Below are 26,210 nucleotides of genomic sequence, written 5' to 3'. Positions count from 1 at the left end.
TCTCGTGACTTGGATTGGCGGGCGGATCGCCTGGAAAAGCTAAGAGCCTCCAGCAGAACCTGGAGGGCTCTCGACGCCAGCGCGACGGGCATCAACAATGCCGATCGCGGCCCCGGCCGCTTCCTCGATGGTCAGGGCCGAGGTGTCGAGCAGGACGGCGTCCTCCGCCAGCTTGAGGGGAGCGTCGCTGCGGCCGGAATCGCGCGCGTCGCGCCGGCGGATATCGGCCAGGATGCCTTCGAAAGTGGCAGGCTCGCCGCGTCCCGTCAGCTCGCGATGGCGGCGGGCGGCGCGCACTTCAGGCGTGGCGGTGACGAAGAGTTTCGCGCCCGCCTCCGGGCAGATCACCGTGCCGATATCGCGCCCGTCCAGCACCGCGCCGCCGGGTTGCCCGGCGAAGCGGCGCTGGCGCGCGATCAACCCGCTGCGCACGGCCGGCATCGCCGCGACAACGGAGGCTGCCTCGCCGATCTCGCGCCCGCGCAGGCTGTCATCGGGAAAGGCCGCTTCATCGAAGCTCGCGACGATCGCCGCGGCGGCATCCGCGTCCTGGATGTCGTGGCCCGCATCGAGCACGGCCCTGGCGACCATGCGGTAGAGCAGTCCGGTATCGAGATAGGGCAGGCCGTAATGCGCGGCGAGCCGGCGTGCCAGCGTGCCTTTGCCAGAGGCGGCCGGACCGTCGACCGCGATGACAAGCCGCTTCCGCCCGTCGTTCGAGCTCATGCGATGTCACCTCCAAGCCCATTCATCAGGGCGATGAAGCTCGGAAAGCTCGTCGCGATCATCGTGCCGTCATCGACCGTCATCGGTTTCCGCGTCGCCAGCCCCATCACCAGGAAGCTCATGGCGATGCGGTGGTCGAGATGGGTCGCGACCAGGCCTCCGCCAGCGACGCCGCCGCCACGCCCCTCGACGACGAGATCATCGCCTTCGATCGCGCAGGTGACGCCGGCGGCCTTCAGCCCGGCCTCGACGGCGGCCAGGCGATCGGATTCCTTGACGCGCAGCTCCTGCAGGCCGCGCATCCGCGTCGTGCCCGTGGCGAAGGAGGCCGCGACCGCCAGCACCGGATATTCGTCGATCATCGAGGGCGCGCGCTCGGGCGGAACCGTGACGCCCTTCAGGGCGCCGGCGCGCACGCGCAGCGTCGCGACCGCCTCGCCACCCTCATTCGCCTCGCTCTCGACGCTGATATCCGCGCCCATCTCGCGCAAAGTGGTCAAAAGCCCGCTGCGCAGCGGATTGGTCATCACGCTCTCGATCAGGATATCCGAGCCCGGCACGATCAGCGCCGCGACCAGCGGAAAGGCCGCCGAGGACGGGTCTGCAGGTACAACGATCGGCGCGGCCTGCAATTCGGGCTGGCCCTTGAGCACGATGCGCCGTCCATGAGCGCCATCCGGCGAAACCGAGACGTCCGCGCCGAAATGCCTCAGCATTGTCTCGGTATGGTCGCGCGTCGCCTCCGTTTCGATCACGGTCGTCTCGCCGGGAGCGGCCAGGCCCGCCAGCAGCACGGCGGACTTGATCTGCGCCGAGGCGACCGGCGTGCGATAGGTGATCGGCACAGCCTCCTTCGGCCCGCGCAGGGTCAGCGGCACGCGCCCGCCCTCCTCCTGCGCGACGATCGTCGTGCCCATCAATTCGAGCGGGTCGAGGATGCGCCGCATCGGGCGCTTGCGCAGCGAGGCATCGCCGTCGAAAACCGTGGTGATCGGGTGGGCGCCGCAGACGCCCATCATCAAGCGCGAGCCGGTGCCGGCATTGCCGAAATCGAGCACGCCGCCGGGTTCGCGCAAGCCACCGACGCCGACGCCGCGGACGCGCCAGCTGCCCGGCCTGTCATGATGGACAATCGCGCCGAGCGCGCGCGCAGCATCGGCCGTGCGCATCACGTCCTCGCCCTCGAGCAGGCCGCTGATCGTCGTCTCGCCGATGGCGAGCAGGCCGAAGATGAGCGAGCGATGCGAGATCGACTTGTCGCCAGGCACGCGCACGCGTCCCGCAAGTGGGCCCCTGCTGCGTGCGGTGACGGGGATCGGGGGCTGCGCGTGGGCCACTTTGGTCTCTGCCGGCTGGTCTGAGGGAAGCGCGGGCTGCCTAGCATGACCCTTAGCCAGGCGTCACGCGCGCCCCGGGGCGAAATCAACATTTGACAGGGGCGTCTGCCCCGACTAACGGACGCGCCTGCTTTTCAGAACATGAATGATTGAAGGTCCGACGCAGTGGCGAAACCGGAACTTGGCACTAAGCGCGTTTGCCCGACGACGGGCCGCAAATTCTACGACCTGAACAAGGATCCGATCGTCTCGCCCTATACCGGGCAGGCCTTCCCGCGTTCGATGTTCGAGCCCCAGGCGAAGGCGGCAGCCGTTGCCGCCAAGCCCGCCGATGACGAGGATGAGATCGAGGTCGCCGACGGCGCAGTCGAACTCGTTTCGCTCGACGAGGCCGATGCGGAAGCCACCGAGAAGGAAGCCGTCGTCACCAGCGAGGACGATATCGAAGTCGAGGACGACGACATCGCCCCCGAGGACGACACCTTCCTCGAGGAAGACGAGGAAGGTGATGACGACGTCGCCGACCTGATCGATGGCGACATCGAGGGCGACGAGGACGTCTGAGGATTCCGCCCTCTGGGCGGGGCTGTGAAGAAATGACGATTGCGCGACATTCTGCGCTTGAGTCTTCCGGCACTCCTGCCTATAGAGCGCTTCGTCGCTCGCAGCGGCGACAAGGACGGGACGGTCGATCACCGCAAAGGTGAGGAATGACCGCCCGGAAATATCCCGGCTGACCCCCAAATCAGCCGGCTAGCGTGGGGCCATAGCTCAGTTGGGAGAGCGCTTGAATGGCATTCAAGAGGTCGGCGGTTCGATTCCGCCTGGCTCCACCATCTCTTCTCCAAGCTGAATAGCTGGAACGCGGCGGGATTAGCCCGGTTCAACCGGGACTATCCCCGTCTTTACCCCCGACCGATCAGGATTGGCGACGGTTCCGACGAATCAGTCGGCAGCATGCTCCGCGACCGTGGCTAGTATCGGCCTGCGCGACACCGAGCTTTCGCCATAACCACTCGGGAAGTGGCTGAACGTCTTGTGCGGTTCGTACGGGGCGGTCACAAAATGACTTCCATAGTGCATGCGGAGCTCGCTGTTGGGGGGCGCCTTGGGTTTCTGGAGCAAGAAGGACACGCCGCCTCCCTCCCTGCCCAAGGAGTGGACCGCGGACCTATGGGACGAGTTCTCCCGCGAGAACCTTGCGACAAAGAGCTTCGTCGGCATAGACGCCATGGACACTGGGTGTGACATGGGCGACGCCGGTCGCCCCGCGGACATGAAGGTCCGATTTTTGGGGAGACTGGGCGCGGACGAGCAAAGTGCATTGAGGCAAATGCGGGTCCGCCTCGAGTTCAAGCCCATTTCCGAGCGCTTGCGCCTCGCCAGCCGGTTTGGTGAAGAGGCGATGGGTTATGGCCAGACGGCGGACGGAGGGATGTATAGGCCGCCCTGTCTGTATCTCCAGCTGTTTGGCACGGCACAACAGCAGCGGGCTCTGGAGGAGCTGTTTGTCCGGGCCAAGCTGCTGCGAATGCCGCACGTGGCCATGAACTTCTGGGGCACCGTCGTGGAGCCTTGGTGGGAGCCGCAAGCGACCTTCGTGCGTGTCTTCAGCCTCTCACGCGTGATCTTCGTCCAGAACCTCAGCTTGACCGGAGACGCGGAGGAGTCAGCCCTGTGGCTGTGAAGGATGATGCATCGCTGAAAGGCCACGCTGATCCCAGCTTTTATCCCCCACCCGATGAAATTGGTGACGGTTACCGGCGAATCAACCGGCATGCCGCGCGCCCTGCCGCCGCTGCTAGGTATCAGCCTGCGCGACGCCGAGCTTTCGCCGCAGCTGCGCTCGGTCCAGGCAGGAGACGTCATAGGTCACTTCGCGACCTTTGAATTCCTGATGAGTGGCGAGTTGTTGGGTCATGGAGCGCGTAATCTCGTCGATCCGCGCTTCGCAGGCTTCGACACTGGTGAAGCCCATCTCGCTGATTCGCGTTGCCATGCATGTCGGCTCCCCCGACACGCAGGCCATGATGACCATCGTAAAGGCGTCCATGACTTCACTCCCAAGATGGCTCTGTGCCGGGGGTGGCCTCTATCCGCTCAAAAGTGATGCATCATGGTTACCCGAGCCTTAAGAAGCCGCGCCGGGCATGAGGAGCAAATCGCGCGCCATCGCCGTCTTCACGGGGAGTGCCTGGCTGCGGCCGGAGCCGGATGCCAACCTGGGAGCCGGTTTTCGCATCCAGCTCTCAACTCTTGGGTGTGAGCTGGATGGCTCGTTGCCAGATGGCTCGTTCAATGACTCCCGCTCTTTGTTTTAGCGCGCCTTCTTCACGCGAACCGGCGTCCACTTCGCTCGAACACGCTCTGACGTCGGCGCAGCCGTCCGGCGCGCGCGCCTCCACCCGTCAGGTTGTCTCGCTCAAGCCGGTGGTTTGTCGCTGGTGGGCCCGAGCGAGCCGTGCCACCCCCACTGGCTCCGGGAGCTTCAGCGGGATCGGAATCAGCCGCGGCGTTTGCGTCGAGATGACGGCAGTCAAAGGCCCGGCCCTCCGAAAGGAGGCCGGGCCTTTTCTTGTTTCAGACTCCGAGGAGCATGCGGTGCGGCAAAATCTCAGCCGCCCATCGCCTTCGCGGCAGCGTCCATTGCCTTGGCCTTGGGATTGGCGGTGCAGTAGGATTTCATCTTCGTGTCGACCTCGGCCGCCATCTTGTCCGTCGCCGCATCGCCTGTCTTTGGCGTGGGGCCGGCGGATGCTGCCAGCTTGAGATAGTCGGCGCAGTTCATGTCGGGATCGGTCACCTGGGACATGGCTGCTGAGGCGCTCATGCAGATGAGCGTTGCCACGAGGATAGCGCGCATTGGGGTATCTCCAGAAAAAGATGCGGTGGTCAGGGCAGAAAGGTGAAGGTCGAAATCTCAGAGATCGACCTTGTGATTGGCCGAGAAAGCTGGCTTCGCAAGCAAGGCGGTAGCACGCGATCTGCAGCTTTCGTCTCGTGCGCTCTCCACAGATCTGACGCAACGGAATTCAGCAGGCGGGTTCGGTGACGGTTAATAGCGCGCCTGCGCCACGCAGCGCTGGCCGGGTTGGAAACGCGGGAAAGGGCGAGCGTCGGAGCGCTTGAGAGCGAAGTGGATACAGCTTCGCGTGAAGAAACGCGTCGAAACAAGGGGCTAGGGCAATTGAGCGATCCAGCTGGGTCGAACATTGGCCTAGAGCAGGATGCGAAAAAGTGGGAGCCGGTTTTTTGCATTAGATCCTGCTCTCACTTTTGATGAGAGACGGATTCAGATTTCAGCTGGGACCACTCCGTGATTCCAGCTGAAATCATCCGGCTCTAGGGGCTTGGGCAGGTCTCCGATTGCCCGTCCAACCCTTCGTGGCGACGCTCGAACGTCGCTTTCGTCACCCCATTCTCGCGGATGATCCGCACAATGTTGATGCCGTCGAAATCATCGCCGGCCCAAGCCGGCACCTGTTTGGGATCCCCGCTGTTGTTGCCGAGCAAGCTGCGGGTCAACTCCACGAGCTTTTTGTGTTCCCAGGCGACAAGGACGGTCGCGTTGCGATAGGCGGGGTCGTCCAGCGCCGTCTCCAGCTTCGATACCTGTTTGTAGCCGAAGCGGGTATCGACCAGCACGCCAGAGGCCTTGGAGACGGGTTCGACGATTTCCAGCGGTCGCAGGTAGTCGTATTTGACGCCCTTATCCTTCTTCCGATGGCTCGGATCAGAAGCGAAAATGGCATCGAGCTTGCCAAACTCGCGAGCCAGGACCGCTGGAAGCCGGATGGCGCGATTGCGGCCACGACAATCCAGTTGCCCCAGGCCCTCCGGCGGTTTTTCTCCGTGGCGGATGAGCACGATGGTTTCGGTCGTGGACGCCGCCAGCGCACAAGTGCTGCCGAGGCAGAGCGCGATGACCAAGGCCCGTATGGTTGGCTGTCTCATCTCAAACCTCGCTGGCTGGCAAAGTCGCCCCCATACGGTTTCCCCACTGCTTCAGCGCCGGCCGCGCTGATCGTCGCAGTCAGGGCCTGCGCCGCCGTCTGGTCCGCGCACGCCGGCGCCTGACGGCCTTCATCATCAGTGTCAGCATGGCGAGCAGCATATTCGACAACATTCGGTTCTGGAATTTCGCCCGGCATCCTCCCGATCGTCGAAGGCAGCCTTATGTCGAAAGGCTACATCGATGGCGGCACGTTTGAGGCAGCAGTCTGTGCGACCGCGGCGCTCGGCATGGCCGGTTCGAGCGATGTCCGATCCAGAATGTGGCGTGCCTTGTGAACCTGTTCCGGTTCTGCCGCGACTAACCGATCGGGCGTCGCGTTTGCGCAGCCTTGCCGCCCCGGTCCGTCCCCTCCCAGAGCATTGCGCGAAAAAGTGGGTACCGGTTTTTCGCGTGAGCAATGCTCTAAGCTTTTAGAATCGATCACGTTTCTCGCATTTGGACGGCATCGTCCGAATGCGACGTGATCGAGTGGTGGCCGGGGCGGCACCTGTCACAATCAGGCACTCTCGCCAGTCGAGGCCGGTTTGGACGCGTCTAACCCGCGGATGCCAGGCTTCGCGCGCAAATGAACATTTCTCGCCAGCGGACGTTCAACCCTTTTAAGTTTTAGCCAATCTGGGGAGCGTTTCATGGACCGTCGGACATTTGTGCAAGCAGCAATGGTTTCCGCTCTCCCCTCGGCAGCATTCGGACAAGGCGCACCGGCCGGGATTTCACCTGAACAGAAGCATGCTGCGGAAACCCTGGAAGCGAGCGCGATGTCGCTGGAGGCAAGCCATGCGGCTGCCACAAAGGCCGTCGATGCGAATGTCCGGCGATTTGCCCAGTTCGAGGCGGCGGAGCAAGACGTCGTGGCATCCGTGGTCAAGGCTGCCACCGGCATGTCGGAGACCGCACCTCCGCCCTTGAGTGCCGAGGCGAAAGCCATGGTCGAGATTCTGAAGGCGATGCCGTCCGGTCCGGAATTCGACAAGGCCTATGTGAAGGGGCAGGTCGAGGGACACCAGCGGCTCCTGCAAATTCAGGAGGTCTATCTGACCAACGGCAAGAATCAGACCCACCGCTCGATCGCGATGTTGATTCGCGGCCATGTCAAAGAGCACCTGGCTCAGCTGGAACTCATGCATAAGCTGCCGGCTTAGAGGCTGTTATGAGCTATGGGGTCGAAGGGTGATTGTCAGGCGGCCAGCCTGAGGCCTTCGACGCCGCGCTCTTGAACGCGGCTTCATGCGAACCGGTGTCCGCTTCGCTCGAAAGCGCCCTAATGCTTCATCTCAGCTCGGCTGAGGTTACGCTCGTAATCTTGAACCTCGCCGCGAAGCCTTTCCAGTTCGTCGCGCTCGGCCGTGTTCTCGGCGGATCCGGCAAGCTCCTGAATCCGCGTCATGGCCGCATTGTAGGACATCTCCGCTTGTCCCTCAGGCGCCAGTTTAACATTCGGTTTTGAATCGGCCATCGATGCCTCCAGCGGCGGTTCATGCCGTGCTGGTAACGCCGCGCCGGGCTTCACAGTTCCGCGCCTATGAGGCGGACATCCCTGGAAGATCCGCTTCTTCTCCAGGATAATGACGCAACGGCATGGTCCGTCAGTCGCCCGGGATGGCGTGAGGCGCCTGGAGTGATCGAAGCTTGCGCCGCGGGCCAGTTGGCTTCCCTATCGGCCCCCTGGCTCAGAACAGCCTCTAGAGATGCCGCAGCCACTCCGCCGCAGCTTCCGCCGGCGGCCGCTCGCTGTTGAAGGCGCCGACGAAGCTGCCGTCCTTGCCCATCAGATAGACCAGCGCGGTGTGGTCCATGGTATAGTCGCCATCCTTGAGCGGGACCTTCTTGGCATAGGCGCGATAGGCCTTGACCGTCGCGTCGATCGCCGCCTGGTCGCCGGTCAGTCCGACGATGCGCGGATCGAAGCTGCCGAGATAGCTCTTCAGGGTCTCCGGCGTGTCGCGTTCGGGATCGACGCTGATGAAGAGCGCGCGCAGCTTCTCGCCCTTGGGACCGGCGGCGCGCAGCATCTCCGAGATCTCGAACAGCTTGGTCGGGCAGATGTCGGGGCAATGGGTGAAGCCGAAGAAGACCAGGAAGGGCGCGCCGCGCAGCTCCTTGTCGGTCAGCGTCTTGCCGTCCGGGGTCGTCAGCGAGAACGGCCCGCCGACGCTCGCCGTTCCCGTCTGATTCTGCCGTGTCGGCGAAAAGGTGATGATCGCGGCTGCGGCGAGCGCGAGCGCCCCCAGAAGGAAGACGATCAGGGGCAGGATGAGGCGGCGTTGCACGGCGGACGATCCGGTTTCAGGGCGTTTGGATGGGGCTCAGAAGCAGGCGACGAGGGCGGCGATGAGACCGTCGGTAAAAAGCCGGTCGCCTTCGCGCCACCACAGCAGCAGCCCGGTCAAAAGCAGGCCGAGCGCGCCGCCGGCGAGCAGCAGGATGCCCGCGCGCGACGGCGGAGCCGTATCCTGCTGCGGATCGTCCTGCGCTTGCGTCATGGGCCAACTCATACCCCCGCGCAGCCGCGGCCGGAAGCGGCGTCCGTGACGCAGGTCATGAGCGCTGAGGGAGGGTTGGAGCGGGCGATCGGGATCGAACCGACGACATTCAGCTTGGGAAGCGGGGCTAAGCCTTTGATCTAACGTGCCCGCGTTCCCCAATAGGACAGCGACAAAACAGCCACAAGTGAGATTGGGGGCTGTCATTGCTAATGTCGGCTATGGGTCGGAAACAGACATTGCGCTTCCAGCATGCTATCTCCCGCGCCCCAAAAGACTTTCTCATGTGGGGTACGCATGGATGACGACAGCGAACACCGAGTGTCGGGTTTTTCGCCAATCGTGGAATTAAATGCTCTAGTCCCATGGGGCGATACGCCATCGGACATTGGCGACATCATAAACATATCATACGGAAGCGCGACGGGATGGAGGCTGATAATCTAATATTCGATTCGTCGTGATTCAAGTCTATGGGTCATTTTCAACAATATCACGAGTTTTAGATCTCAAGACGAGGGCGAGATATATTATTATTGGCGTATACGACACGACGAGGGCGTTCAGCCGGCTTTTGCCTGCGAGATTGATCGCAGTCCATACCTAAATGAAATAAATCTAGGTATAATGGGTCAGGTATCTCAAGCGCATCGACTTCGCCATTTCTTGATTGGCGGCCTTAACACCATTGTTGAAGTTATCGCTTTTGACCGCCCGAGCATCGCCCTCGCGAAGCCATGCCTTTCTTGAGCTAGTCCGCTATGGGTCGAAAGCGGCCCTTAACTCGCTCAGCGGATAAGACTGGCATGAGCAACGTAATTTTCTTGCAGTTTCCTACCGCACTCCTTGGTCGCTGGCGATCCGAAGACGATTACAACAGTGCGGAATACGAGATTGTCGTGGAGGGCGGTGGGCTCAAGATCACCGCCGTCGATGCCAATGACGGCGAGCATTTTGAGGTCTCCGGCGTTAAGTTCGACAGGGAGACGATCATGTTTGATACGCTGATGCCATCGACCGGCCGGATAGCGCATTTGGCTCTCAAAGCAATTCCGGGCTCGCAGCGTGCAACACTGACGCTGACATTCACCGACACGATAGAACTGACTAGGCCCGTGAGTGATGATCTGCTGCCAGGCCTGCGCGAAATCGGCTGGCGAAATTGGGACCCAATCGGTTTGCTCGCTGCCGGAGAGCAGTGGCATGAGAAGTCGTTCGCCGACGAATACGATGACTACCTTCGCAAGGTCGCAGCTGATTTTCGTGCGGGCGGATCACTTGCGCAAGCGGTCGAATATCTCCTTCGGATCGAGCGCGAACATATGGTGCTCGGCGTCCGCTCGGGTCAGGAAAAGCGAGCCGAGGCGACGGCGCAAGCAATCCAGCTCTACGTGGCAAGTTCCGCTCACGTCGAGGGCATGTACGATGGTTACGTCCCCGCTTCGGACTTTCTCGTCAAGGCCGCCAACGGCGAGGTGCCTCTTACCGGGACGGAGTTTGCCGAGCAGAATCTGCGCTTGCTAATTGGCTATACGAGCGACGCAGATACGTCGAACCGCGATTGGGCCACCCTGTTGTTGGCCGGGCTGGAGATAGACACACCCACAGTGCGAGAGGCGCTCTTGAAGGCGACCCAGGACTGTGATGCGTCCGTTCGTGCAGAGGCACTTCTTGGGCTGGCAGAGCGCGATTCGGTCTTAGCCCTCCCGCTTGTCTTGCGCGAGCTGGAGCGGAGTGAGTGTGGTTACGGCACGTTTCAGGCTGCCCATGCGATAGCCAACCCGTCGTTGCTTAGCGGGCTGCGCAAATGGTTGGGAAAGGGCTCTACCCCCTGGATCAACGACGAGATCAACGATGCCATTGCAGCGTGCGAAGCCGCGCTTGCCAGCAACTGATGATACATCTGCGACGGGTCGTGCGCGGGCACTAGCCGCGCGCGAGGGTTGGACTGCGGTAACACATCGAAATCATTTAACCCTGTCCCGTCAGATTCTGACGGCCAGCGAAGCCAAATGCGGGCAACCCGTTTAAATCAAAGGGATTTTGGAGCGGGCGATCGGGATCGAACCGACGACATTCAGCTTGGGAAGCTGACGTTCTACCACTGAACTACGCCCGCATGCCGGTTCGCGGGCAATGCGCCTGCCGCCGACATTGACCTCCATAGCGGGATCGTCGGCACGAGTCATCTCCCAATAAGGGCCAATGCACCATCTCGATTCGTGTGGGCATTGCCTGGCAAAGCGGCATCGTCGGTTCGCTGGGGCGATGAGGAGGCGGCGTTTCTTTTCCAAAACCCTCGATTTTCGCCAATAGCATCAGCCGCCTTTCGCATCACCCTGCCCGGAACGCTCAAAACGGCTGGCAGGGCATGGCGCACGGATTCCACTATCGCGATCTCGATAGGCTGCCGCTGACGACGAAGCGCGTCGGCGGCTGCTTCGCCTGCGAGGGAGCAGCATCGTGAGCGCGCGGGGCATCGGCGATCTCTGGCGCAGGCCTTATGCGCTGCTGCCGTTCCCGCCGCTGTTCTGGGCGGGGAATCTGCTCATCGGCCGGGCCTATGCCGGCGAATTGCCGCCCTTCGGGCTGACCTTCTGGCGCTGGGTGGTGGCGTCCTTATGCATTCTGCCCTTCGTCTGGCGCGAACTCGTCGCCAAGCGCCGGGACATCCTGGCGCATTGGCGCCTCATCGCCGCCATCAGCATCAGCGGCTTCGCCGGTTACCCGATCCTCAACTATGTCGCGTTGCAGACCACGCCGGCGGCCACCGCCGCGATGCTCAACTCCGCCTTGCCTTTGATGGTCCCGCTCTTCGCCTGGATCATCGCGCGCGATGTTCCGTCCCTACGGACGATCAGTGGCATCGTGATCTCCTTCATCGGCGTCGCCTGGATCATCGGCCAGGGCGACATCGCGGCGCTGGCCTCGCTCTCGGTCGGCGGCGGGGAAATCTTGGTCCTGCTCGCGGTCGCCGGCTACGCGCTCTATTCCGTCCTGCTGCGCTATCGGCCCAGGACCCTCTCCGACATGGCGTTCCTGGCGGTGATGTCGCTCGTGACCATGGTCCTGCTGCTGCCGTTCTGGATCGGCGAGGAGGCGTCGGGGCGGTCGCTGCCGTTCGAGCCTTACGCCGTCGCCTCGGTGCTGTTCATCGGCATATTCGCCTCGCTGGTCGGGGCTGCGTGCTGGAACCATTGCGTCGCGACGCTCGGGCCGACGCTGACCGGCGCGTCATTCCATCTGGTGGCGGTCTATTCGTCGGCGCTCGCCTTCCTTCTGCTCGGCGAGCCCGTCCGGGCTTTCCACCTCGTCGGCATCGCCTTGATTCTGCTCGGCTTCGCGATCGCGGTCCTGCCATTGCGCATGATCGGCTTCGGCCCGGCGCGCGAAACCTCAGCCAAGCCATGATCGATCCTTCCCCCGCTCAAGAGAGACCCCAGGCATGACGGTGTTCCGTTCCATCGACTTTTCCGGCCATGAGCAGATCGTCCATGTCTGCGATCCGGCGAGCGGCCTGCGCGCGATCATCGCGGTCCACAGCACGGCGCTCGGGCCGGCGATCGGCGGCTGCCGCATCCGCGCCTATGCCGACGAGACCGAGGCCCTGACCGATGTCCTGCGCCTCTCGCGCGGCATGAGCCTGAAAGCCGCCGTCGCGGGCGTGCCGTTCGGCGGCGGCAAGATGGTCGTGATGGCCGATCCGCGGCGCGACAAGACGCCGGCCTTGCTCCGGGCCGTGGGCGTGGCGGTCGCGCGGCTGGGCGGGCGCTACGTCACCGGCGAGGACCTCGGCACGACCGTCGCCGATATGGCCGAGATCGGCGCCGCCACCGACCATGTCCTCGGCCTGCCCGAGAGCCTTGGCGGCAGCGGCGATCCCTCGCCACGCACCGCGCTCGGCTGCTTCACCGGCATTGAAGCCAGCGTTCGCCATCGCCTCGGCCGGAGCGACCTCAAAGGCGTCCGCGTCGCCGTGCAGGGGCTCGGCAATGTCGGCTGGAATCTCTCCCGGCTGCTTGCCGAGGCGGGAGCCGAGCTCATCGTGAGCGATGTCCGCGAGGAGCTGGTGCAGGAGGCGGTCCGGGTCTTTCGCGCCAGGCCGGCCGATCCGCAGGCGATCCATGCCGTCGAAGCGGATGTCTTTTCCCCTTGCGCGCTGGGCGCGGTCATCAACGACATAACCTTGCCGGAGCTCAAGGTCTCGGTGGTCGCGGGCGCCGCCAACAACCAGCTCGCCGATGAGGTTCGCCACGATGCGATGCTGCGGGAGCGCGGCATCCTCTATGCGCCCGATTATGTGATCAATGGCGGCGGGATGATCCAGCTCGCGCTGGAGCGGATCGGCCTCGACCGGGCGGAGGCCGAGCGGCGCGTCCGCGCCATCGGCGAGACCTTGTCGGGAATCTACGAACTGGCGGACGAGGCGGGCATCCCGACGGCAGCCGCGGCGCGCAATGTCGCGCAGGAACGCCTGACATCGGCCAGGGCACGGGCGGCATGAGCGACCCGATGACGCCCGCCGCTTTGCTCCATCGCCTCGTCGCCTTCGACACGACCTCCCGCAACTCCAATCTGGAGCTCGTGGGCTGGGCGGCGGCCCTGCTCGAAACGGCCGGCGCCAGGATCCGGCTCACGCATGATGCCGGCGGCGCCAAGGCCAATCTGCTCGCCAGCTTCGGTCCGGATGTGCCTGGTGGGATCGTGCTCTCCGCCCATACCGATACGGTGCCAGTCGACGGCCAGAGCTGGAGCAGCAACCCTTTCGAATTGACGCCGCGCGACGGCCGCTTCTACGGGCGCGGCGCGACCGACATGAAGGGCTTCGTCGCCTGCTGCCTGGCTTTCGCGCCGCAATGGGGGCAGGCGCGATTGAAGCGCCCGGTTCACCTGGCCTTGAGCTATGATGAGGAGATCGGCTGCTTCGGCGTGCCGGGGCTCATCACCGATCTCGTCGCGAACCTGTCCAGGCCGGCCCTCGTCGTGGTCGGCGAACCCACGGGCATGCGCATCGGCGATCGCCATCGCGGCTATCTCGGCTTCCGGACGATTTTCCACGGCCATGCCGTGCATTCCGGCAATCCCGGCAAGGGAGTGAGCGCCATCGCGGCCGCGTCGCGGTTCGTCGGCCTTCTCGACGGGCACGGGGCTCACGACGCCGCGGGCGACGACCGGACGACGTTCAATGTCGGTCAGATCTCCGGCGGGACCGGCATCAACATCGTGCCGGGCCGCTGCGAGGTCCTCTGGGAGATAAGGCCGGCTGCGAGCGCCGACATCGCCGCATTGAGGAGCACGACCGAGGCGTTCATCGCGCGCGCGGCGCCGCCGGGCCTGCCGCCTGAAATCCGGGAAACCGTGACGATCCCGCCGCTGCGGCCGGAGGCGGACAATCCGGCGCTCGCGATCGCGCAGGAGCTCGGCGGCGCCTTGCCGCTGCTGGAGCTGCCCTTTGGAACCGAGGCCGGCTTCTTCCAGGCGGCGGGCATCCCGACGGTCGTTTGCGGCCCGGGCTCGATCGAGCAAGCGCATCAGGCGGATGAATGGATCGCGGCGGAACAGCTGGAGGAAGCGACCCGCTTCCTCGCTCGCACGACGCAATGGGCCGAGGCCTAAGGCAACACAAAAACAGCTTAAGGCAACACAAAAACAAGGGGATCTTCATGTCGGCAGAACAGATGCAAGCAGGCCTCGGGCAGTCCGGGCCGGTATCGGCGACCATGCGCGCCAAATCCCGTCGCGCCATCATCGCGGCGACGATCGGCAATATGCTCGAAACCTATGACTTCGCGGTCTATGGCTTCTTCGCGATCATCATCTCGCGGCTTTTCTTTCCCACTGGCGACGAGACGGTGTCACTGCTTCTCACGGTCGCGACCTTCGGCGTCGGCTTCTTCATGCGGCCCGTCGGCGCCATCGTGCTCGGCAGCATGGCCGATAGCAGGGGGCGCAAATTCGCGCTGTCGGTGACGATCCTGCTGATGGCGCTGGGCACCGCTATGATCGGTTTCGCGCCGACCTATGCCAGCATCGGCGCCTGGGCTCCCGCCATCATCGTGCTCGCGCGCCTGATCCAGGGCTTCTCGGCCGGGGGCGAAATCGGCGCCGCGACGGCTTTCCTGGTCGAGCACGCACCGCCCGGTCGCCGCGGCTTCTTCGCGAGCTGGCAGCAGGCCAGCCAGGCCTGCGCCCTGCTGCTCGGCTCGCTCTTGGGCGCCGCCATCACCGGCCTGCTCTCCCAGGAGGCGCTGGAGAGCTGGGGCTGGCGCATCCCCTTCCTGCTCGGCCTGCTGATCGGCCCCGTCGGCTTCTATATCCGCGCGCAGACCGAGGAAGCCGAGGAGTTCACGCAAGCCGCCGCCAAATTGCCCGGCTCGCCGCTGAGCGAGGCGCTGCGCTTCCATAAACGCAGCATCGCCACCGGCTTCGGCATCACGATCACCTGGACCGTCTGCACCTATTTCTTCCTGATCTACATGCCGACCTATGCGGTGCGCCAGCTTCACCTGCCGCAGAGCACGACCTTCCTGGCCAATGCGGTCAGCCTGGTCGTGCTGCTCGTGCTGGCGCCGGTCTTCGGCGCCTTGTCGGACCGCATCGGCCGCCGCCCGCTTCTGGTCGGTCCGGCGCTGGCCATCGTGGTTCTGACCTATCCCTTGCTCGCGCTCCTCAGCGCGTCGCCGACGCTATGGTCGCTGCTCGCCTTCCAGATCGTCTTCGCGACCCTGATCGCGGCCTTCACCGGAACCGCGCCGGCCGCGATCGCGGAAATATGCCCGGCGGAGATCCGTTCGACGGGCACCTCGATCGCCTACAATCTCGCCGTCACGATATTCGGCGGTTTTGCGCCGTTCATCGCGACCTGGCTCATCGCCAGGACCGGCAACGGCCTGTCGCCGGCCTGGTATGTGACTGCGGCGGTGGCGTTCAGTGCCGCGATCATCCTGGCGCTGCATGGCCGCCCGCGCGGAGCCTCCGAAAGCCGCGGGATGCCCGATCCGATCCTGGCTCCGGCCGGTCGCGAAGGCTGATTGCTCAAGGGCCGGGGGCGATAGCTCCCCGGCCCATTCAGCTGCGGGCGGCAGTGGCGAATTGCAGCGGGGTCAGGCCGTAGCAGCGCTTGAAGTGCCTGGTCAGGGCGCTCTGATCGTAGAAACCGCAATCGACCGCGACATCGGCGATGCCAGCGCCTTGGGCGAGGCGGCGGCAAGCCACGTCCAGGCGAAGCTGCGTGACATAGACATGGGGCGTCAGCCCCGTCGTCCGCTTGAACAGGCTGATGACCTGATACTGGGTCAGCGCCAGCACCTGGCTGAGGTCAGACAGGGACAGAGCCTCGTTCAGCCGCGCCCGGATCATCTCGAGGGCCGTCTTCAGCCTGACGCGATCGCGGGGCGCGGGCTCGATGCGGCCGCCGCCGCTGCCATAGCGCGCGAACAGCATCGCGAATGTCGAGATCATCAGCTCATTGGCCTGGAGCACGTCGCGCCCATCCTGGAGCACACCGTGCAACAGGAGGAAGCGCGAGATGAGGTCGAGATCGGCAAACAGGTTCCGGGTGAAATAGGGCACCGCATCGATGCCGAGCCCCCGCGCCACCTCATCGATCGCGGCTTGCTCGAGATAAAGCGAGCGGTAGCGCCATCTCCGGCTCGCTCCCATGCCGCCCGAATGCGGCTCGGCGGGGTTGAAGGCCAGCAAGGTTGAGGCGTTAGCCTGCTCGACGAGCCCCCTGCTCCTGACGACGGAGCCGCCGAACTCGGTCGCGGCAATGACGAAAGCCTCGTGGCGATGCGGGGCATAGTGCTGGGTCTGGAAGTCGGCACGCATCAGGCTCAGGCCATCCAGGCGGTGGTCCCGCCAGTAGTGGGCCACATTGAGTGGATCGATGCGCGCCATGGCAAAAACCCTCCTTGATCAATCCTTCGCCAGGATGTCCGCGGGCATCGCCATGGCAGGCTCAGCGCCCTGGACCATGCGCAGCAGCGCGTCGACGAGCTGTTGTATGAATGCCGGGTCCAGACGGCGCGTGCCGAGCAGGATTCGGAACCAGACGGCGCCCGAGAACAGGTCGATGATGAAGTCCGCGTTGTCGGGAAAGGCGATTTCCCCGCGCACAGCGGCTCGCTTCAGGATGGAGCGCAGAATCTCCCGGCGCGGCGCGACATAGGCGTCGTGCAACTGGCTGGCGAGACCGGGATCCGCCTGGGCCTCGGCGATCAGCCCCGAGAGGATGTTGCCGGCGGGCGTGTCCGCATAAAGCTCCGATAATCGCTGCAGGAGCCTCGTCAGATCGCTGGCCAGGCTGCCCGCATTCTCGGCCCCAAGGCCGGTGGGAACGAGCCGGCCATAGACCTCGATGAAGAGCGCGGCCTTGTTGGGCCACCAGCGATAGATCGTCTGCTTGCCGACGCCGGCCTGCGCGGCGATGTCCTCGATCCCTGCATGGCCGTAGCCGCGCCGGCCGGCGATGTCGGCGGCGGCCGCAAGCACGGCCTCATGGGACTGCGCCGATCGGCGGGGAGCGGTGATCGTGGCGGAGCTCATGTGCCAACGCTATGCGAGACGATACGTCTCGTCTAGAGCGTTACTCGCTGCCATGCATGCCTTTGACACCGCCATGGGCCGCGCTCAGGGCTCAGCACGATCATCCGCGTTCCCATAACCGGGACTAAAAAGCCGCGAAGATGTCCTGCTCCACACCGGCAACCGAGGCGATTCCAACCTTGCGCGGTTTGACAGCCCGGGCGCTCGGGCGCTATGGCTCATTCATAAAATAAAACACGTTCAAAATACTGAACGACGGGATGAGGCGACAGATGAGTGGGCGAGGCGCTGAGCGCATCCTCGAATTCATCGAATGGCTGGCGCGCCGCTACGAGCCGGCGACGCTTGCCGAGATCACGCAGGCGATGGCGGTGCCCAAGAGCAGTGCGCTGCTGCTGCTGCGCTCGCTGGTTTCGGCCGGCTATGTCCTGCGGCAGCCCGACGGGCTTTATGTGCTCATCCGCCTGCCGGGCGAGCCTTCTCCCGGGCAGCAGGGCTGGGGCACGATCCTGCGGGTCGTCGAACCCGTCCTGCGCGAAGCCGTCGATGCTGCCCGCGAGTCGGGCTTCATCGCCATCCTGACCGAAGGCAAGATCCGTTACCTCAACAAGCTCCTGCCCCTGCGCGAGATCCGCTACGACCGGGATATCTCGCATGCGCGCACCCTGCACGAGGTCGCCAGCGGCATCGTCCTGCTGGCGGGGATGAGCCAAGGCGAGCGCGAGGCCTATCTCGCCGGGCTCGATGAGGCGACGGCGGCCACCGTGCGGGCGCATGTCGAAGCCGCCAGGCGCGACGGCGCCTTCGTCAATCTCAAGGGCGTCGTCGAAGGCGCAGCCGGAATCGCGGCGCCGATCCTGTCGCAGGACGGCAGGGTCGTCGCCGCCCTCAACATCTCGGGACCGCGTGAGCGGATCGCGCAAGACCAAGAGCGCCTGAAGGCGCTGACCATCGCCGCCGCCGCGCAGGCAAGCCACGAGCTTGCGAAGCGCTCGGCGTTCTTTGCGAAAACCACAGGGAGAAACGACCGTGATCAAGGGCCTTCTGACTAGTTTGCTCGCTGCCGCCGCGCTAGTGGCCTCGCCCGGCATCGGCCTGGCGCAGGCGCCCGCCACGCCGAGCTATTATCCCGCCGATTACGGCGCGACGATCGAGGCATCGCGCAAGGAAAACGGGCTCGTCATCTATTCCAACATGGCGAACAACAACTGGAAGCCGGTGCTCGACGGCTTCCGCCAGGTCTATCCCTGGATCAAGGTCGAGACGCTCGATCTCGGCTCGGGCACCGTGCATTCGCGCTGGGAGGCCGAAGCCGGCAGCGGCGCGCGCACGGCCGATCTGCTGATCTCCGGCGCCAATGACCGCTGGGCCGCCTATGGCCTGGACGGGCGCATGCTCGACTACAGGAGCCCCGAGGCCGAGAAGGTGCCCGCCTTCGGCAAGCCCTATCCCGGCGTGTTCGTGGCCTCGTCCGATCCGCTGGTGCTGACCTACAACACGGTCCTTCTGAAGGAGGGCCAGCGGCCAACCGGCCTCGCCTCGCTCGCCAAGATGGCCGCAGCCGATCCCGGAACCTATAAGGGCCGGATCACCACCTATGATGCGGCGCGCAATTCCTTCGGCCTTGCGGCCTGGTGGCAGACCTTGCACGAGAAGGGCGATGCCGGTTGGACGGCCTTGCGCGCGATCGGGCCGATGATCCGCGGCGAGGTCTCGGGCGGGCCGATGAACGAGAAGATCGCGGCGGGCGAATATGTCGTCGGCATCGCGGTCTCCGGCATCACCATCTTCCCGCGCCTCGACGAGCCGGGCGGCAAGATCCTCGGCTTCGCCTTCCCCGATGACGGCACGCCGGTGATGCTGCGCGGCATGGGCATTCCAAAGCAGGCGGCCAACATCAATTCCGCCAAGCTGTTTCTCGATTTCCTGCTCAGCAACAAGGGCCAGACCCTGCTCGGCAAGGGCGGACTCGTGCCCTATCGCGAGGACGTGGCGGAGAGCGAGGTCCGCTACACCTATCAGGGCATCGCCCAGAAGGTCGGCGAGAAGAACATGATCGTCGTCGGCTTCGACAAGGCGCTGATCGAGCAAGCCAAGCCCTTCGTCGAGAAATGGAACGCCGCCATGCAGGGCCGCTGAGGCCGTCCGCACGCCGCAGCCGCAGCCGCCCCGGCGGCTGCGGCCACACTCTCCGATCACAAGGTTGCCGACCACAAGGTTGCCGATCACAAGGTTCGCCCCATCATGGATGCCGCCCTCGAGCGAACGGGCTTCGACCGTTCGCGCCTGATCTTCTGGAGCGTCGCCGCGCTGACGACGCTGCTCGTCATCGGACCGATCGCGCCGATCGCGATGCAAGCCTTCCTCAACAGGCCGCTCTATGACGCCTCGGCCACGCTGACCGCGGGCAATTTCGGCCGCCTGGTCACCGAGGCCGGCATCGGCGAGATCGCGCTCAACACGGTGATCTTCGCGGTTGTCTCGACCATCTTCGCCCAGGTCTTCGGGGCGCTCGCCGCGGTCGTGATCGGGCGCACCAACCTGCCGGGCAAAGGCTGGCTCGGCGAGATCCTGGTCTGGCCGCTCTTCGTCAGCCATCTCGTCATCGCCTTCGGCTGGCTCACCATGTACGGCCCCTCGGGCTACGTCACGCTGGCGGTCCGGAGCTGGACCGGCGTGACGCCGTGGGATCTCTATTCCCTCTCCGGCATGGGCGTCGTCGCCGGGCTGTCGCAGGCGCCGCTCGCCTATCTCATGTGCCTGGGCGCCGTCAGCAAGGCCGATGCGCAGCTCGAAGCGGCGGCGCGTTCGGTCGGAGCCGGTCCGTTCCGGGCGCTGTGGAGCGTGACCGTTCCGATGATGCGCCCGGCCCTGATCTATTCGACCGTGCTGAACTTCGTCGTCGCGATCGAGATGCTCTCGATCCCGCTCTTGTTCGGCGCTCCCAACAAGATCGAGACCATCACCAGCTTCCTCTATGACAAGGGCATCAACGCCGCCGTCCAGCCCGATTACGGCATCGTCGGTGCCGCCGCGCTGATCCTGCTCGCGATCGTCGCCTTCCTGGTCTGGCTCCAGGGCCGCCTCATGGTCGGCAGCAACCGCTTCGTTACCGTGCGCGGCAAGGCGAGCCGGCCCGCTCTGCTCGATCTCGGCCGCTGGCGCTGGATCGTCTTCGCGGCGGTGTTCGCCTATGTCTTCTTCACGATCGTCCTGGTCTTCGCCGGCACGCTGATGCGTGCGAGCGTCAGCTTCCTGACCCCGCTCGTGCCGTTCTGGACGCTGCTGACGACGAAGAATTTCGACCTGATCTTCCAGACACCGAACTATATGCGCTCGATCGGCAATTCGGTGCTGATCTCGCTGATCGGAGGCGTGATCGGTACCGTCCTGGTCGCGATCATCACGCTGGTCTCGCGCCGTTCCGAGTTCAAGGGCGCGCGCCCGCTCGAATACATCGCGCTGTTCCCGCGCTCGCTGCCCGGCATCATCGCCGGCCTTGGATTCTTCTATGCGGTGATCTGGGTGCCGGGGCTCGATGCGATCCGCGGCACGATCTGGATCCTGATCCTCGCCTTCATGGTGCGCTACATTCCGGTCGGCTTCGGCACGATCGCGCCGGCGCTGGCCCAGATCGGCGACGAGCTCGACCGCGGCGCGCGCATCTCCGGCGCCGATTGGTGGACGACGGTGACGCGGATCATCGCACCGCTGCTCAAGCCGGCGCTGTTCTCGACCTTCGCGCTGCTCTTCATCCACTTCTTCAAGGAGTATGTGACGGCCGTCTTCCTGTTCCAGCCCGGCTCCGAGATCATCGGTACGACCATGCTGCAGCTCTGGGCCCAGGGCGATAACGGCCCCGTCTCGGCTCTCGCGACCATCCAGGTCGTCATCACCGCCATCTTCGTGCTCGTCGCACGCCGCGTCCTGGGAGCCAAAATCTATGGCTGATCTCGTTCTCGACCGTCTCACCATCGCCTATGGCGACGTCAACGCCGTCGACGACATCTCGCTCACCGTCCCCTCCGGCGAGTTCCTGACGCTGCTCGGCCCTTCGGGCTGCGGCAAATCGACGACATTGTTTGCGATCTCGGGCCTGAATGAAGCGACCTCCGGCACGATCCGTATCGGCGACAAGGTCTTCTTCGACGGCGCCAAGGGCATTGCCGTGCCGCCGGAGGCGCGCAATATCGGCCTCGTCTTCCAGAGCTACGCGCTCTGGCCGCACAAGACGGTGGCGCAGAACCTCTCCTTCCCGCTGGAGCTGCGCAAGGTCGGCCGCGCTGAGCGCGACAGCCGCATCAAGGAAGGGCTCGATCTCGTCGAGATGGGCAAATATGCCGAGCGCTATCCCTTCGAACTCTCCGGCGGCCAGCAGCAGCGCGTCGCGCTGGCACGCGCCTTGGTCTACCGACCGCGGCTGCTGTTGCTGGACGAGCCCTTGTCCAATCTCGACGCCAAATTGCGTGAGCGGGCCCGCGTCTGGCTGCGCGAATTGCAGGAGCGCCTCAGCGTCACGACGATCTACGTCACTCACGACCAGTCAGAGGCGCTCGCGGTGTCCGATCGCATCGCGGTGATGAGCATGGGCAAGATCCAGCAACTGGGCACGCCGACCGACATTTATGAGCGCCCGGCCAACGCCTTCGTCGCCGATTTCATCGGCTCGGCGAACTTCATCGAGGCGGAGCTTGTCGGCCGCTCCGCCGGGCAGGCACAATTGCGGCTCGGCGACGGCACGCAGCTCGTCGCCAATTCCTGCCCCGACGCGGTCAGCGGCAAGCTCGTCCTGGCCGTCCGGCCCGAGCGCATCGAACTGACCGATGCTCCCGGCGCGAATGTGCTCGGGGCGCGGATCACGCACAGTTCCTATCTCGGCTCGGTCCATGAGCACGAGATGACCGGGCAAGGCTTCAGGCTTCGCGTTCAAACCAGCCGCGCGGCGAGCTCTCCCGAGGTGCTGATCCGCATCCCGCCGGAGGCGATCATGATCTTCCAGAATGGCCCCGAAGCGCTTTGAACAAGGGACCCGCTTTGAACAAGGGATCATCGCCATGCTGATGCGCAGCAAGCTCTTCGTCCCCGGCTCGCGGCCGGAATTGTTCGCCAAGGCAGCCGCCTCGGCAGCGGATTCGCTGTCCTTCGATCTGGAGGACGCCGTCGCCGAGGAACGCAAGGACGAAGCCCGGGCCCAGCTCGCGGCGTTCCTGCGCGCTCCCGAAGCCGCGCGCGGCAAGACCGTCGTCGTGCGCGTCAATGCGCTGGGCACCCGGCATTTCCAGGCGGATATGGCGGCGGTGGTCATGCCCAGCGTGCACCTCGTCAATCTGCCGATGGTCGAGGATGCCGAGACGGTGCGGGAAGCTGCCCAGTTGCTCGACACGCTTGATGCCGCGGCAGGTCGTGCCCAGCCCACCGGGCTGCTGGTCAATATCGAGACGCCGAAGGCCTTGCGCCGGGCGGCCGAACTCGCAACCGCCCATCCCCGCGTCGCCGGGCTCCAGATCGGCTATGCCGATCTGCTCGAACCGACCGGCATCGACCGGCGCGACGAGGCGGCGCTGGCGCATATCCGCATTGCCGTCCGCCTCGCCGCCGCTGAAGCCGGCGTTGCGGCCTATGACGGCGCCTTCGGCGGGGTCAATGACCCCGACGGATACCGCGCTGAGTGCGCGGCGGCCCGGCGCCATGGCTTCGCCGGCAAGAGCTGCATCCATCCGAGCCAGATCGCGATCGCCAATGAGAGCTTCATGCCCATGGCGGCCGAGATCGCCCGCGCCCGGACGATCCTGGCAGCAGCCGAGGAGGCGCAAGCCAAAGGCGTCGGCGCCTATCTGGTCGATGGCCAGATGATCGATGCGCCCTTCCTGATCCGCGCCCGCGCCATCGTCGCCCTGGCCGATGCGGCCGAACGTGCGCAAACCAAGCCGGACATCTGAGACATGAGCGAACTTCATCGCCGCGATTACGAGCCGGCCGCGAAAGGCAGCCTCGACGGTATCCGCATCCTCGATCTGTCGCGTCTCTTCGCCGGCAATGTGCTGACCCAGGTGCTCGGCGATTTCGGCGCCGAGGTGATCAAGGTCGAGCCGCCCGAGGGCGACACGCTGCGAGCCTGGAAGACCGAAGGCATCGAGACGCATTGGAAGGTCTATGCGCGCAACAAGAAGAGCCTGTGCCTCAACCTGCGCGACCCGCGCGCCTGCGCGCTGATCCGCGACCTCGTCCCAAGCGCCCAGATCCTGATCGAGAGCTTCCGGCCCGGTGTGCTGGAGAAGATGGGGCTCTCGCCGCAAGCGCTGCTCGCGATCAACCCCAGCCTCGTCATCATCCGCATCTCGGGCTGGGGTCAGGACGGGCCTTATGCGCAGCGCCCCGGCTTCGGCACGGTCATCGAGGGCGCCTCGGGCTTCGCCGCGATCAATGGCTTCGCCGATCGCGAGCCCGTGCTGCCGCCGATGTATCTCGCTGACGGCATCGCCGGGCTCTATGGCGTCTCGGCGGCGATGATCGCCTTGCGTGAGGTCGAGATCAATGGCGGCAAGGGGCAGGTCGTCGACCTGCCGCTGCTCGACCCGCTCTTTGCGATCCTGAGCCCGCAAGCCGCGAATTACCGCCTGACCGGCAAGGTCAAGCCGCGCACCGGCAGCCGCTCGACCAATTCCGCCCCGCGCAATGCCTATCGCTGCAGCGACGGTGCCTATGTCAGCCTGTCCGGCTCGATCCAGAAGATGACCGAGCGGCTCTTCCGCGCGATCGGCCGGCCGGACTTGATCGAGGACCCACGCTTTCACACCAACGCCGACCGATTGCGCCATGTCGAGGAGCTGGACGCCATCATCGGCGCCTTCATCGCGCAGCGAAGCCAGGCCGAGAACGTCGCCTTCTTCGAGAAGGCCGAGGTCACGATCGGCCCGATCTACGATACGCCGCAGATCATGACCGATCCGCATGTGATCGCCCGCGAACTCGTGGCTGATTATCCCGATGCGGAGATGGGCCAGTTGCCCATGCACCATGTCGTTCCGCGCTTGCTGGGCACGCCGGGCTCGATCCGCAGCCCGGCGCCGCGCCTGGGCGAGCACAACCGCGAGATCCTGGCCGGGCTCGGCCTGAGCGAGGACGCCTTGGCGGAATTGGCGCAGGCCGGCGTGCTCTGCAGCGGCTGATCCGACCCCATCAATAGTGCCAGACATGCAGATCCAGCAAGGACATCCAGAATGAATCAGACGCTGCTCCGTATCGCCGCTGTACTCCTTGCGTTGTCGCCAGTGCCGGTGCTCGCGCAATATCCGGACAGGCCGATCAAGATGGTCGTGCCCTATGCGGCCGGTGGCGGCGCGGACAGCACCGCCCGCATCGTCGGCCAGCAGATGAGCCAGGCGCTCGGCCAGCAGATCGTGATCGAGAACCGTCCGGGCGCCGGCGGCGTGATCGGCGCCGATTTCGTCGCCAAGGCTACCGCCGACGGCTACACGCTGCTCTTCGATGCCTCGGCCTTCGCCGCCAATCCGACCCTGCGCAAATTGCCCTTCGACCCCAAGGCGGATTTCATCCCGGTCTCGCTCGTCGTGATCGCGCCCAATATCCTCGTCGCCAGTCCCAAGGCGCCCTACAAGACGGTCGCGGAGCTGCTCGATTACGCGCGCAAGAACCCGGAGAAGGCGAGCTATGCCTCGGCCGGCGTGGGATCGGCCTCTCATCTGGCCGGCGAGGCGCTGAACCACGCTGCGGGTCTCAACATCGTGCATGTGCCCTATCGCGGCGGAGCACCGGCGCTCAACGATGTCATCGGCGACCGCGTCTCGCTCTATTTCGGCAATACGGCCTCCACGCTCGGCCAGGTCACCTCGGGCTCCGTGCGGGCGCTCGCCATCGGCTCCCCGAAGCGCTCGCCATTGCTGCCCGAGGTTCCCACGCTGATCGAAAGCGGCCTCAAGGATTTCGAGACGCAGGAATGGAACGGGCTCTTCGCGCCGAAGGGCACGCCGCCGGCCATCGTCGAACGCCTCTCGCGCGAAATCGTCGCCGCGGTCGCAAATCCGGAGATCAAGGCGAAGCTCGAAAAGCTCGGGCTCGAGCCGGTCGGCAACAAGCCAGACGCCTTCGCGCGCTTCCTGGATGACGAGATCGGCCGCACGGCCGCCACCGTCAAATCCCGCAACATCAAGATCGACTGAAAGCCGTCGATCACGCGGAGGAGCCGCCGATGGCGGATGATGGTCCGGTCCCCAACTCCGCAGGCATGGCGGCGCCTCGCTCCGCCGTGCCGGCCGGCGCGTGCGACGCGCATTGCCATATCCTGGATCCGCGCTTTCCGAGCCCGGATATGGCGAAGCCGACCGGCATGACGTTTGACGATTATCGGCTGCTGCAGGGGCGTCTCGGTACGCAGCGGGCGGTGGTCGTGCAGTCCAAATTCCATCGCCAGGACCATGCTTGCCTGCTCGACGCCTTGCACCGCTTCGGTGGGGCTGGTCGCGGCATCGGCGTGCTCGATCCCGGCGTCGGTGATGACGAGCTGAAGCGGCTCGACGCGGGCGGCGTACGCGGTCTGCGCTTCAGCGTCTGGAACCCGGCCGACACCGTCACGACCATCGCGATGATCGAGCCCTTGGCCCGGCGCATTGCCGATCTCGGCTGGCATGTGCAGCTTCACATGATGGGCGACCAGATCGTCGCGCATGCGGCGCTGCTCAAGCGCCTGCCATGCCCGATCGTCTTCGACCATATGGGGAGGCTGCCGCCGTCGCTCGGGCCGGAGCACGCAGCCTTCGCGGTGATCGGCGATCTGCTCGCCGCTGGCCGGGCCTGGGTCAAGCTCGCCGGCGCCTATCTCAATACGCAGATCGGCGCGCCGGATTACCCCGACGCCAGCAGGATCGCGCGCGCCTTCGTCGCTCTCGCGCCCGAGCGGCTCGTCTGGGGCAGCGACTGGCCGCATGTCACGGAGCCTGCCGGGCACAAGCCGGATGACGCCGTCCTGCTCGATCTCCTCGACGGCTGGTCCGGCGCAGAGGCGGTGCGGAGGCGCATCCTCGTCGATAATCCCGCAGAGCTATATGGTTTCGGCTGAGATCTCAGCCGTTTCGCTTCATACCC

The 26,210-nt window shown here is 65.0% G+C and carries 26 protein-coding genes and 2 tRNA genes; 17 read left to right on the top strand and 11 right to left on the bottom strand.

Annotated elements, in window-relative coordinates; all coding sequences use genetic code 11:
* Positions 1-39 precede the first annotated feature (39 nt).
* Positions 40-726: a (d)CMP kinase gene (gene cmk, locus BMZ97_RS18930; RefSeq protein ID WP_092172996.1), complete on the bottom strand. Its 687-nt coding sequence runs from the start codon at positions 724-726 to the stop codon at positions 40-42.
* Positions 723-2,063, bottom strand: a complete 1,341-nt coding sequence (gene aroA, locus BMZ97_RS18925; protein ID WP_092172993.1) for a 3-phosphoshikimate 1-carboxyvinyltransferase — start codon at positions 2,061-2,063, stop codon at positions 723-725. The genes cmk and aroA overlap by 4 nt, the downstream gene beginning before the upstream one ends.
* A 165-nt stretch (positions 2,064-2,228) precedes the next feature.
* Between aroA and BMZ97_RS18920 the strand changes: the two genes are divergently transcribed.
* The 3 genes from BMZ97_RS18920 (at position 2,229) to BMZ97_RS18910 (ending at position 3,750) form a co-directional block, all read left to right on the top strand.
* Complete coding sequence (locus tag BMZ97_RS18920; protein WP_092172990.1) at positions 2,229-2,627, top strand: TIGR02300 family protein; 399 nt, start codon at positions 2,229-2,231, stop codon at positions 2,625-2,627.
* 196 nt (positions 2,628-2,823) lie between these two features.
* A tRNA-Ala gene (locus BMZ97_RS18915) sits at positions 2,824-2,899 on the top strand.
* 272 nt (positions 2,900-3,171) lie between these two features.
* The gene (locus BMZ97_RS18910; protein WP_139221258.1) at positions 3,172-3,750 is read left to right on the top strand and encodes a hypothetical protein; all 579 of its coding nucleotides are present in this window, start codon (positions 3,172-3,174) and stop codon (positions 3,748-3,750) included.
* Between the two features lie 114 nt (positions 3,751-3,864).
* On the opposite strand, the gene BMZ97_RS18905 is transcribed toward BMZ97_RS18910, so the two are convergent.
* From BMZ97_RS18905 to BMZ97_RS18895, 3 genes are all read right to left on the bottom strand, one after another.
* Positions 3,865-4,116, bottom strand: coding sequence for a hypothetical protein (locus BMZ97_RS18905; RefSeq protein ID WP_092172985.1), 252 nt, complete (start codon positions 4,114-4,116; stop codon positions 3,865-3,867).
* A gap of 561 nt (positions 4,117-4,677) precedes the next feature.
* Entirely contained in the window at positions 4,678-4,875 is a 198-nt protein-coding gene (locus BMZ97_RS18900) for a hypothetical protein (protein WP_139221257.1), read from the bottom strand.
* Between the two features lie 530 nt (positions 4,876-5,405).
* Complete coding sequence (locus tag BMZ97_RS18895) at positions 5,406-6,017, bottom strand: histidine phosphatase family protein (protein ID WP_092172979.1); 612 nt, start codon at positions 6,015-6,017, stop codon at positions 5,406-5,408.
* 690 nt (positions 6,018-6,707) lie between these two features.
* Between BMZ97_RS18895 and BMZ97_RS18890 the strand changes: the two genes are divergently transcribed.
* Entirely contained in the window at positions 6,708-7,220 is a 513-nt protein-coding gene (locus BMZ97_RS18890; RefSeq protein ID WP_092172976.1) for a DUF4142 domain-containing protein, read from the top strand.
* 119 nt (positions 7,221-7,339) lie between these two features.
* On the opposite strand, the gene BMZ97_RS18885 is transcribed toward BMZ97_RS18890, so the two are convergent.
* The 3 genes from BMZ97_RS18885 to BMZ97_RS31295 all read right to left on the bottom strand — a co-directional run bounded on the left by BMZ97_RS18885 (position 7,340) and on the right by BMZ97_RS31295 (position 8,561).
* Complete coding sequence (locus BMZ97_RS18885; protein WP_092172973.1) at positions 7,340-7,534, bottom strand: hypothetical protein; 195 nt, start codon at positions 7,532-7,534, stop codon at positions 7,340-7,342.
* Between the two features lie 226 nt (positions 7,535-7,760).
* The gene (locus BMZ97_RS18880; RefSeq protein ID WP_092172970.1) at positions 7,761-8,348 is read right to left on the bottom strand and encodes an SCO family protein; all 588 of its coding nucleotides are present in this window, start codon (positions 8,346-8,348) and stop codon (positions 7,761-7,763) included.
* Positions 8,349-8,384: 36 nt separating this feature from the next.
* Complete coding sequence (locus BMZ97_RS31295) at positions 8,385-8,561, bottom strand: hypothetical protein (protein ID WP_158516160.1); 177 nt, start codon at positions 8,559-8,561, stop codon at positions 8,385-8,387.
* 806 nt (positions 8,562-9,367) lie between these two features.
* Between BMZ97_RS31295 and BMZ97_RS18875 the strand changes: the two genes are divergently transcribed.
* Complete coding sequence (locus BMZ97_RS18875) at positions 9,368-10,456, top strand: hypothetical protein (RefSeq protein WP_092172967.1); 1,089 nt, start codon at positions 9,368-9,370, stop codon at positions 10,454-10,456.
* 149 nt (positions 10,457-10,605) lie between these two features.
* Here the strand turns inward: BMZ97_RS18875 and BMZ97_RS18870 are convergent.
* Positions 10,606-10,680 (bottom strand) — tRNA-Gly (locus BMZ97_RS18870).
* Positions 10,681-11,024: 344 nt separating this feature from the next.
* Here BMZ97_RS18870 and BMZ97_RS18865 point away from each other — a divergent pair.
* The 4 genes from BMZ97_RS18865 to BMZ97_RS18850 are packed head-to-tail and all read left to right on the top strand — an operon-like array spanning position 11,025 to position 15,592.
* Positions 11,025-11,972, top strand: coding sequence for a DMT family transporter (locus BMZ97_RS18865; protein ID WP_092172964.1), 948 nt, complete (start codon positions 11,025-11,027; stop codon positions 11,970-11,972).
* A 34-nt stretch (positions 11,973-12,006) separates the two neighbouring features.
* The gene (locus tag BMZ97_RS18860; protein ID WP_092172961.1) at positions 12,007-13,065 is read left to right on the top strand and encodes a Glu/Leu/Phe/Val family dehydrogenase; all 1,059 of its coding nucleotides are present in this window, start codon (positions 12,007-12,009) and stop codon (positions 13,063-13,065) included.
* A gap of 8 nt (positions 13,066-13,073) precedes the next feature.
* Positions 13,074-14,177, top strand: a complete 1,104-nt coding sequence (gene argE / locus BMZ97_RS18855) for an acetylornithine deacetylase (RefSeq protein ID WP_210188288.1) — start codon at positions 13,074-13,076, stop codon at positions 14,175-14,177.
* A 47-nt stretch (positions 14,178-14,224) separates the two neighbouring features.
* Positions 14,225-15,592, top strand: coding sequence for an MFS transporter (locus tag BMZ97_RS18850; RefSeq protein ID WP_092172954.1), 1,368 nt, complete (start codon positions 14,225-14,227; stop codon positions 15,590-15,592).
* 37 nt (positions 15,593-15,629) lie between these two features.
* On the opposite strand, the gene BMZ97_RS18845 is transcribed toward BMZ97_RS18850, so the two are convergent.
* Both BMZ97_RS18845 and BMZ97_RS18840 read right to left on the bottom strand, forming a co-directional pair.
* Positions 15,630-16,460, bottom strand: a complete 831-nt coding sequence (locus tag BMZ97_RS18845; protein WP_092172951.1) for an AraC family transcriptional regulator — start codon at positions 16,458-16,460, stop codon at positions 15,630-15,632.
* Between the two features lie 18 nt (positions 16,461-16,478).
* Positions 16,479-17,108, bottom strand: a complete 630-nt coding sequence (locus BMZ97_RS18840; RefSeq protein WP_092172948.1) for a TetR/AcrR family transcriptional regulator — start codon at positions 17,106-17,108, stop codon at positions 16,479-16,481.
* 272 nt (positions 17,109-17,380) lie between these two features.
* On the opposite strand from BMZ97_RS18840, the gene BMZ97_RS18835 reads away from it, so the two are divergent.
* The 8 genes from BMZ97_RS18835 (at position 17,381) to BMZ97_RS18800 (ending at position 26,184) form a co-directional block, all read left to right on the top strand.
* On the top strand, positions 17,381-18,160 hold the full coding sequence (locus BMZ97_RS18835) for an IclR family transcriptional regulator domain-containing protein (RefSeq protein WP_175525618.1): 780 nt from the start codon (positions 17,381-17,383) through the stop codon (positions 18,158-18,160).
* On the top strand, positions 18,138-19,247 hold the full coding sequence (locus BMZ97_RS18830; protein WP_210188287.1) for an ABC transporter substrate-binding protein: 1,110 nt from the start codon (positions 18,138-18,140) through the stop codon (positions 19,245-19,247). Before BMZ97_RS18835 ends, BMZ97_RS18830 begins: the two co-directional genes overlap by 23 nt.
* Positions 19,248-19,352: 105 nt before the next feature.
* Entirely contained in the window at positions 19,353-21,059 is a 1,707-nt protein-coding gene (locus BMZ97_RS18825) for an ABC transporter permease (protein WP_092172942.1), read from the top strand.
* Positions 21,052-22,128, top strand: a complete 1,077-nt coding sequence (locus BMZ97_RS18820) for an ABC transporter ATP-binding protein (RefSeq protein ID WP_092172939.1) — start codon at positions 21,052-21,054, stop codon at positions 22,126-22,128. Before BMZ97_RS18825 ends, BMZ97_RS18820 begins: the two co-directional genes overlap by 8 nt.
* Positions 22,129-22,162: 34 nt before the next feature.
* Positions 22,163-23,047, top strand: coding sequence for an HpcH/HpaI aldolase/citrate lyase family protein (locus BMZ97_RS18815; RefSeq protein ID WP_244546491.1), 885 nt, complete (start codon positions 22,163-22,165; stop codon positions 23,045-23,047).
* A gap of 3 nt (positions 23,048-23,050) precedes the next feature.
* On the top strand, positions 23,051-24,277 hold the full coding sequence (locus BMZ97_RS18810) for a CaiB/BaiF CoA transferase family protein (protein ID WP_092172936.1): 1,227 nt from the start codon (positions 23,051-23,053) through the stop codon (positions 24,275-24,277).
* A gap of 51 nt (positions 24,278-24,328) precedes the next feature.
* Positions 24,329-25,288, top strand: a complete 960-nt coding sequence (locus tag BMZ97_RS18805) for a Bug family tripartite tricarboxylate transporter substrate binding protein (RefSeq protein WP_092172933.1) — start codon at positions 24,329-24,331, stop codon at positions 25,286-25,288.
* Positions 25,289-25,317: 29 nt separating this feature from the next.
* A complete protein-coding gene (locus tag BMZ97_RS18800; RefSeq protein ID WP_092172930.1) occupies positions 25,318-26,184 on the top strand; it encodes an amidohydrolase family protein in 867 nt (288 codons plus the stop codon).
* The last annotated feature ends 26 nt before the right edge of the window (positions 26,185-26,210 follow it).

The organism is Allobosea sp. OK403 (assembly GCF_900113835.1).
Lineage (GTDB): Bacteria > Pseudomonadota > Alphaproteobacteria > Rhizobiales > Beijerinckiaceae > Allobosea.
Note: the sequence above shows the minus strand (reverse complement) of the source record. Positions and strands in the feature narration are given on the sequence as shown.

Bases quoted from the DNA above. Each gene is read 5' to 3' on its own strand.
- cmk (WP_092172996.1), bottom strand. From the start codon at position 726: ATGAGCTCGAACGACGGGCGGAAGCGGCTTGTCATCGCGGTCGACGGT.
- BMZ97_RS18905 (WP_092172985.1), bottom strand. From the start codon at position 4,116: ATGGACGCCTTTACGATGGTCATCATGGCCTGCGTGTCGGGGGAGCCG.
- BMZ97_RS18900 (WP_139221257.1), bottom strand. From the start codon at position 4,875: ATGTCCCAGGTGACCGATCCCGACATGAACTGCGCCGACTATCTCAAG.
- BMZ97_RS18895 (WP_092172979.1), bottom strand. From the start codon at position 6,017: ATGAGACAGCCAACCATACGGGCCTTGGTCATCGCGCTCTGCCTCGGC.
- BMZ97_RS18890 (WP_092172976.1), top strand. From the start codon at position 6,708: ATGGACCGTCGGACATTTGTGCAAGCAGCAATGGTTTCCGCTCTCCCC.
- BMZ97_RS18885 (WP_092172973.1), bottom strand. From the start codon at position 7,534: ATGGCCGATTCAAAACCGAATGTTAAACTGGCGCCTGAGGGACAAGCG.
- BMZ97_RS31295 (WP_158516160.1), bottom strand. From the start codon at position 8,561: ATGACGCAAGCGCAGGACGATCCGCAGCAGGATACGGCTCCGCCGTCG.
- BMZ97_RS18875 (WP_092172967.1), top strand. From the start codon at position 9,368: ATGAGCAACGTAATTTTCTTGCAGTTTCCTACCGCACTCCTTGGTCGC.
- BMZ97_RS18860 (WP_092172961.1), top strand. From the start codon at position 12,007: ATGACGGTGTTCCGTTCCATCGACTTTTCCGGCCATGAGCAGATCGTC.
- argE (WP_210188288.1), top strand. From the start codon at position 13,074: ATGACGCCCGCCGCTTTGCTCCATCGCCTCGTCGCCTTCGACACGACC.
- BMZ97_RS18850 (WP_092172954.1), top strand. From the start codon at position 14,225: ATGTCGGCAGAACAGATGCAAGCAGGCCTCGGGCAGTCCGGGCCGGTA.
- BMZ97_RS18845 (WP_092172951.1), bottom strand. From the start codon at position 16,460: ATGGCGCGCATCGATCCACTCAATGTGGCCCACTACTGGCGGGACCAC.
- BMZ97_RS18840 (WP_092172948.1), bottom strand. From the start codon at position 17,108: ATGAGCTCCGCCACGATCACCGCTCCCCGCCGATCGGCGCAGTCCCAT.
- BMZ97_RS18835 (WP_175525618.1), top strand. From the start codon at position 17,381: ATGAGTGGGCGAGGCGCTGAGCGCATCCTCGAATTCATCGAATGGCTG.
- BMZ97_RS18825 (WP_092172942.1), top strand. From the start codon at position 19,353: ATGGATGCCGCCCTCGAGCGAACGGGCTTCGACCGTTCGCGCCTGATC.
- BMZ97_RS18820 (WP_092172939.1), top strand. From the start codon at position 21,052: ATGGCTGATCTCGTTCTCGACCGTCTCACCATCGCCTATGGCGACGTC.
- BMZ97_RS18815 (WP_244546491.1), top strand. From the start codon at position 22,163: ATGCTGATGCGCAGCAAGCTCTTCGTCCCCGGCTCGCGGCCGGAATTG.
- BMZ97_RS18810 (WP_092172936.1), top strand. From the start codon at position 23,051: ATGAGCGAACTTCATCGCCGCGATTACGAGCCGGCCGCGAAAGGCAGC.
- BMZ97_RS18805 (WP_092172933.1), top strand. From the start codon at position 24,329: ATGAATCAGACGCTGCTCCGTATCGCCGCTGTACTCCTTGCGTTGTCG.
- BMZ97_RS18800 (WP_092172930.1), top strand. From the start codon at position 25,318: ATGGCGGATGATGGTCCGGTCCCCAACTCCGCAGGCATGGCGGCGCCT.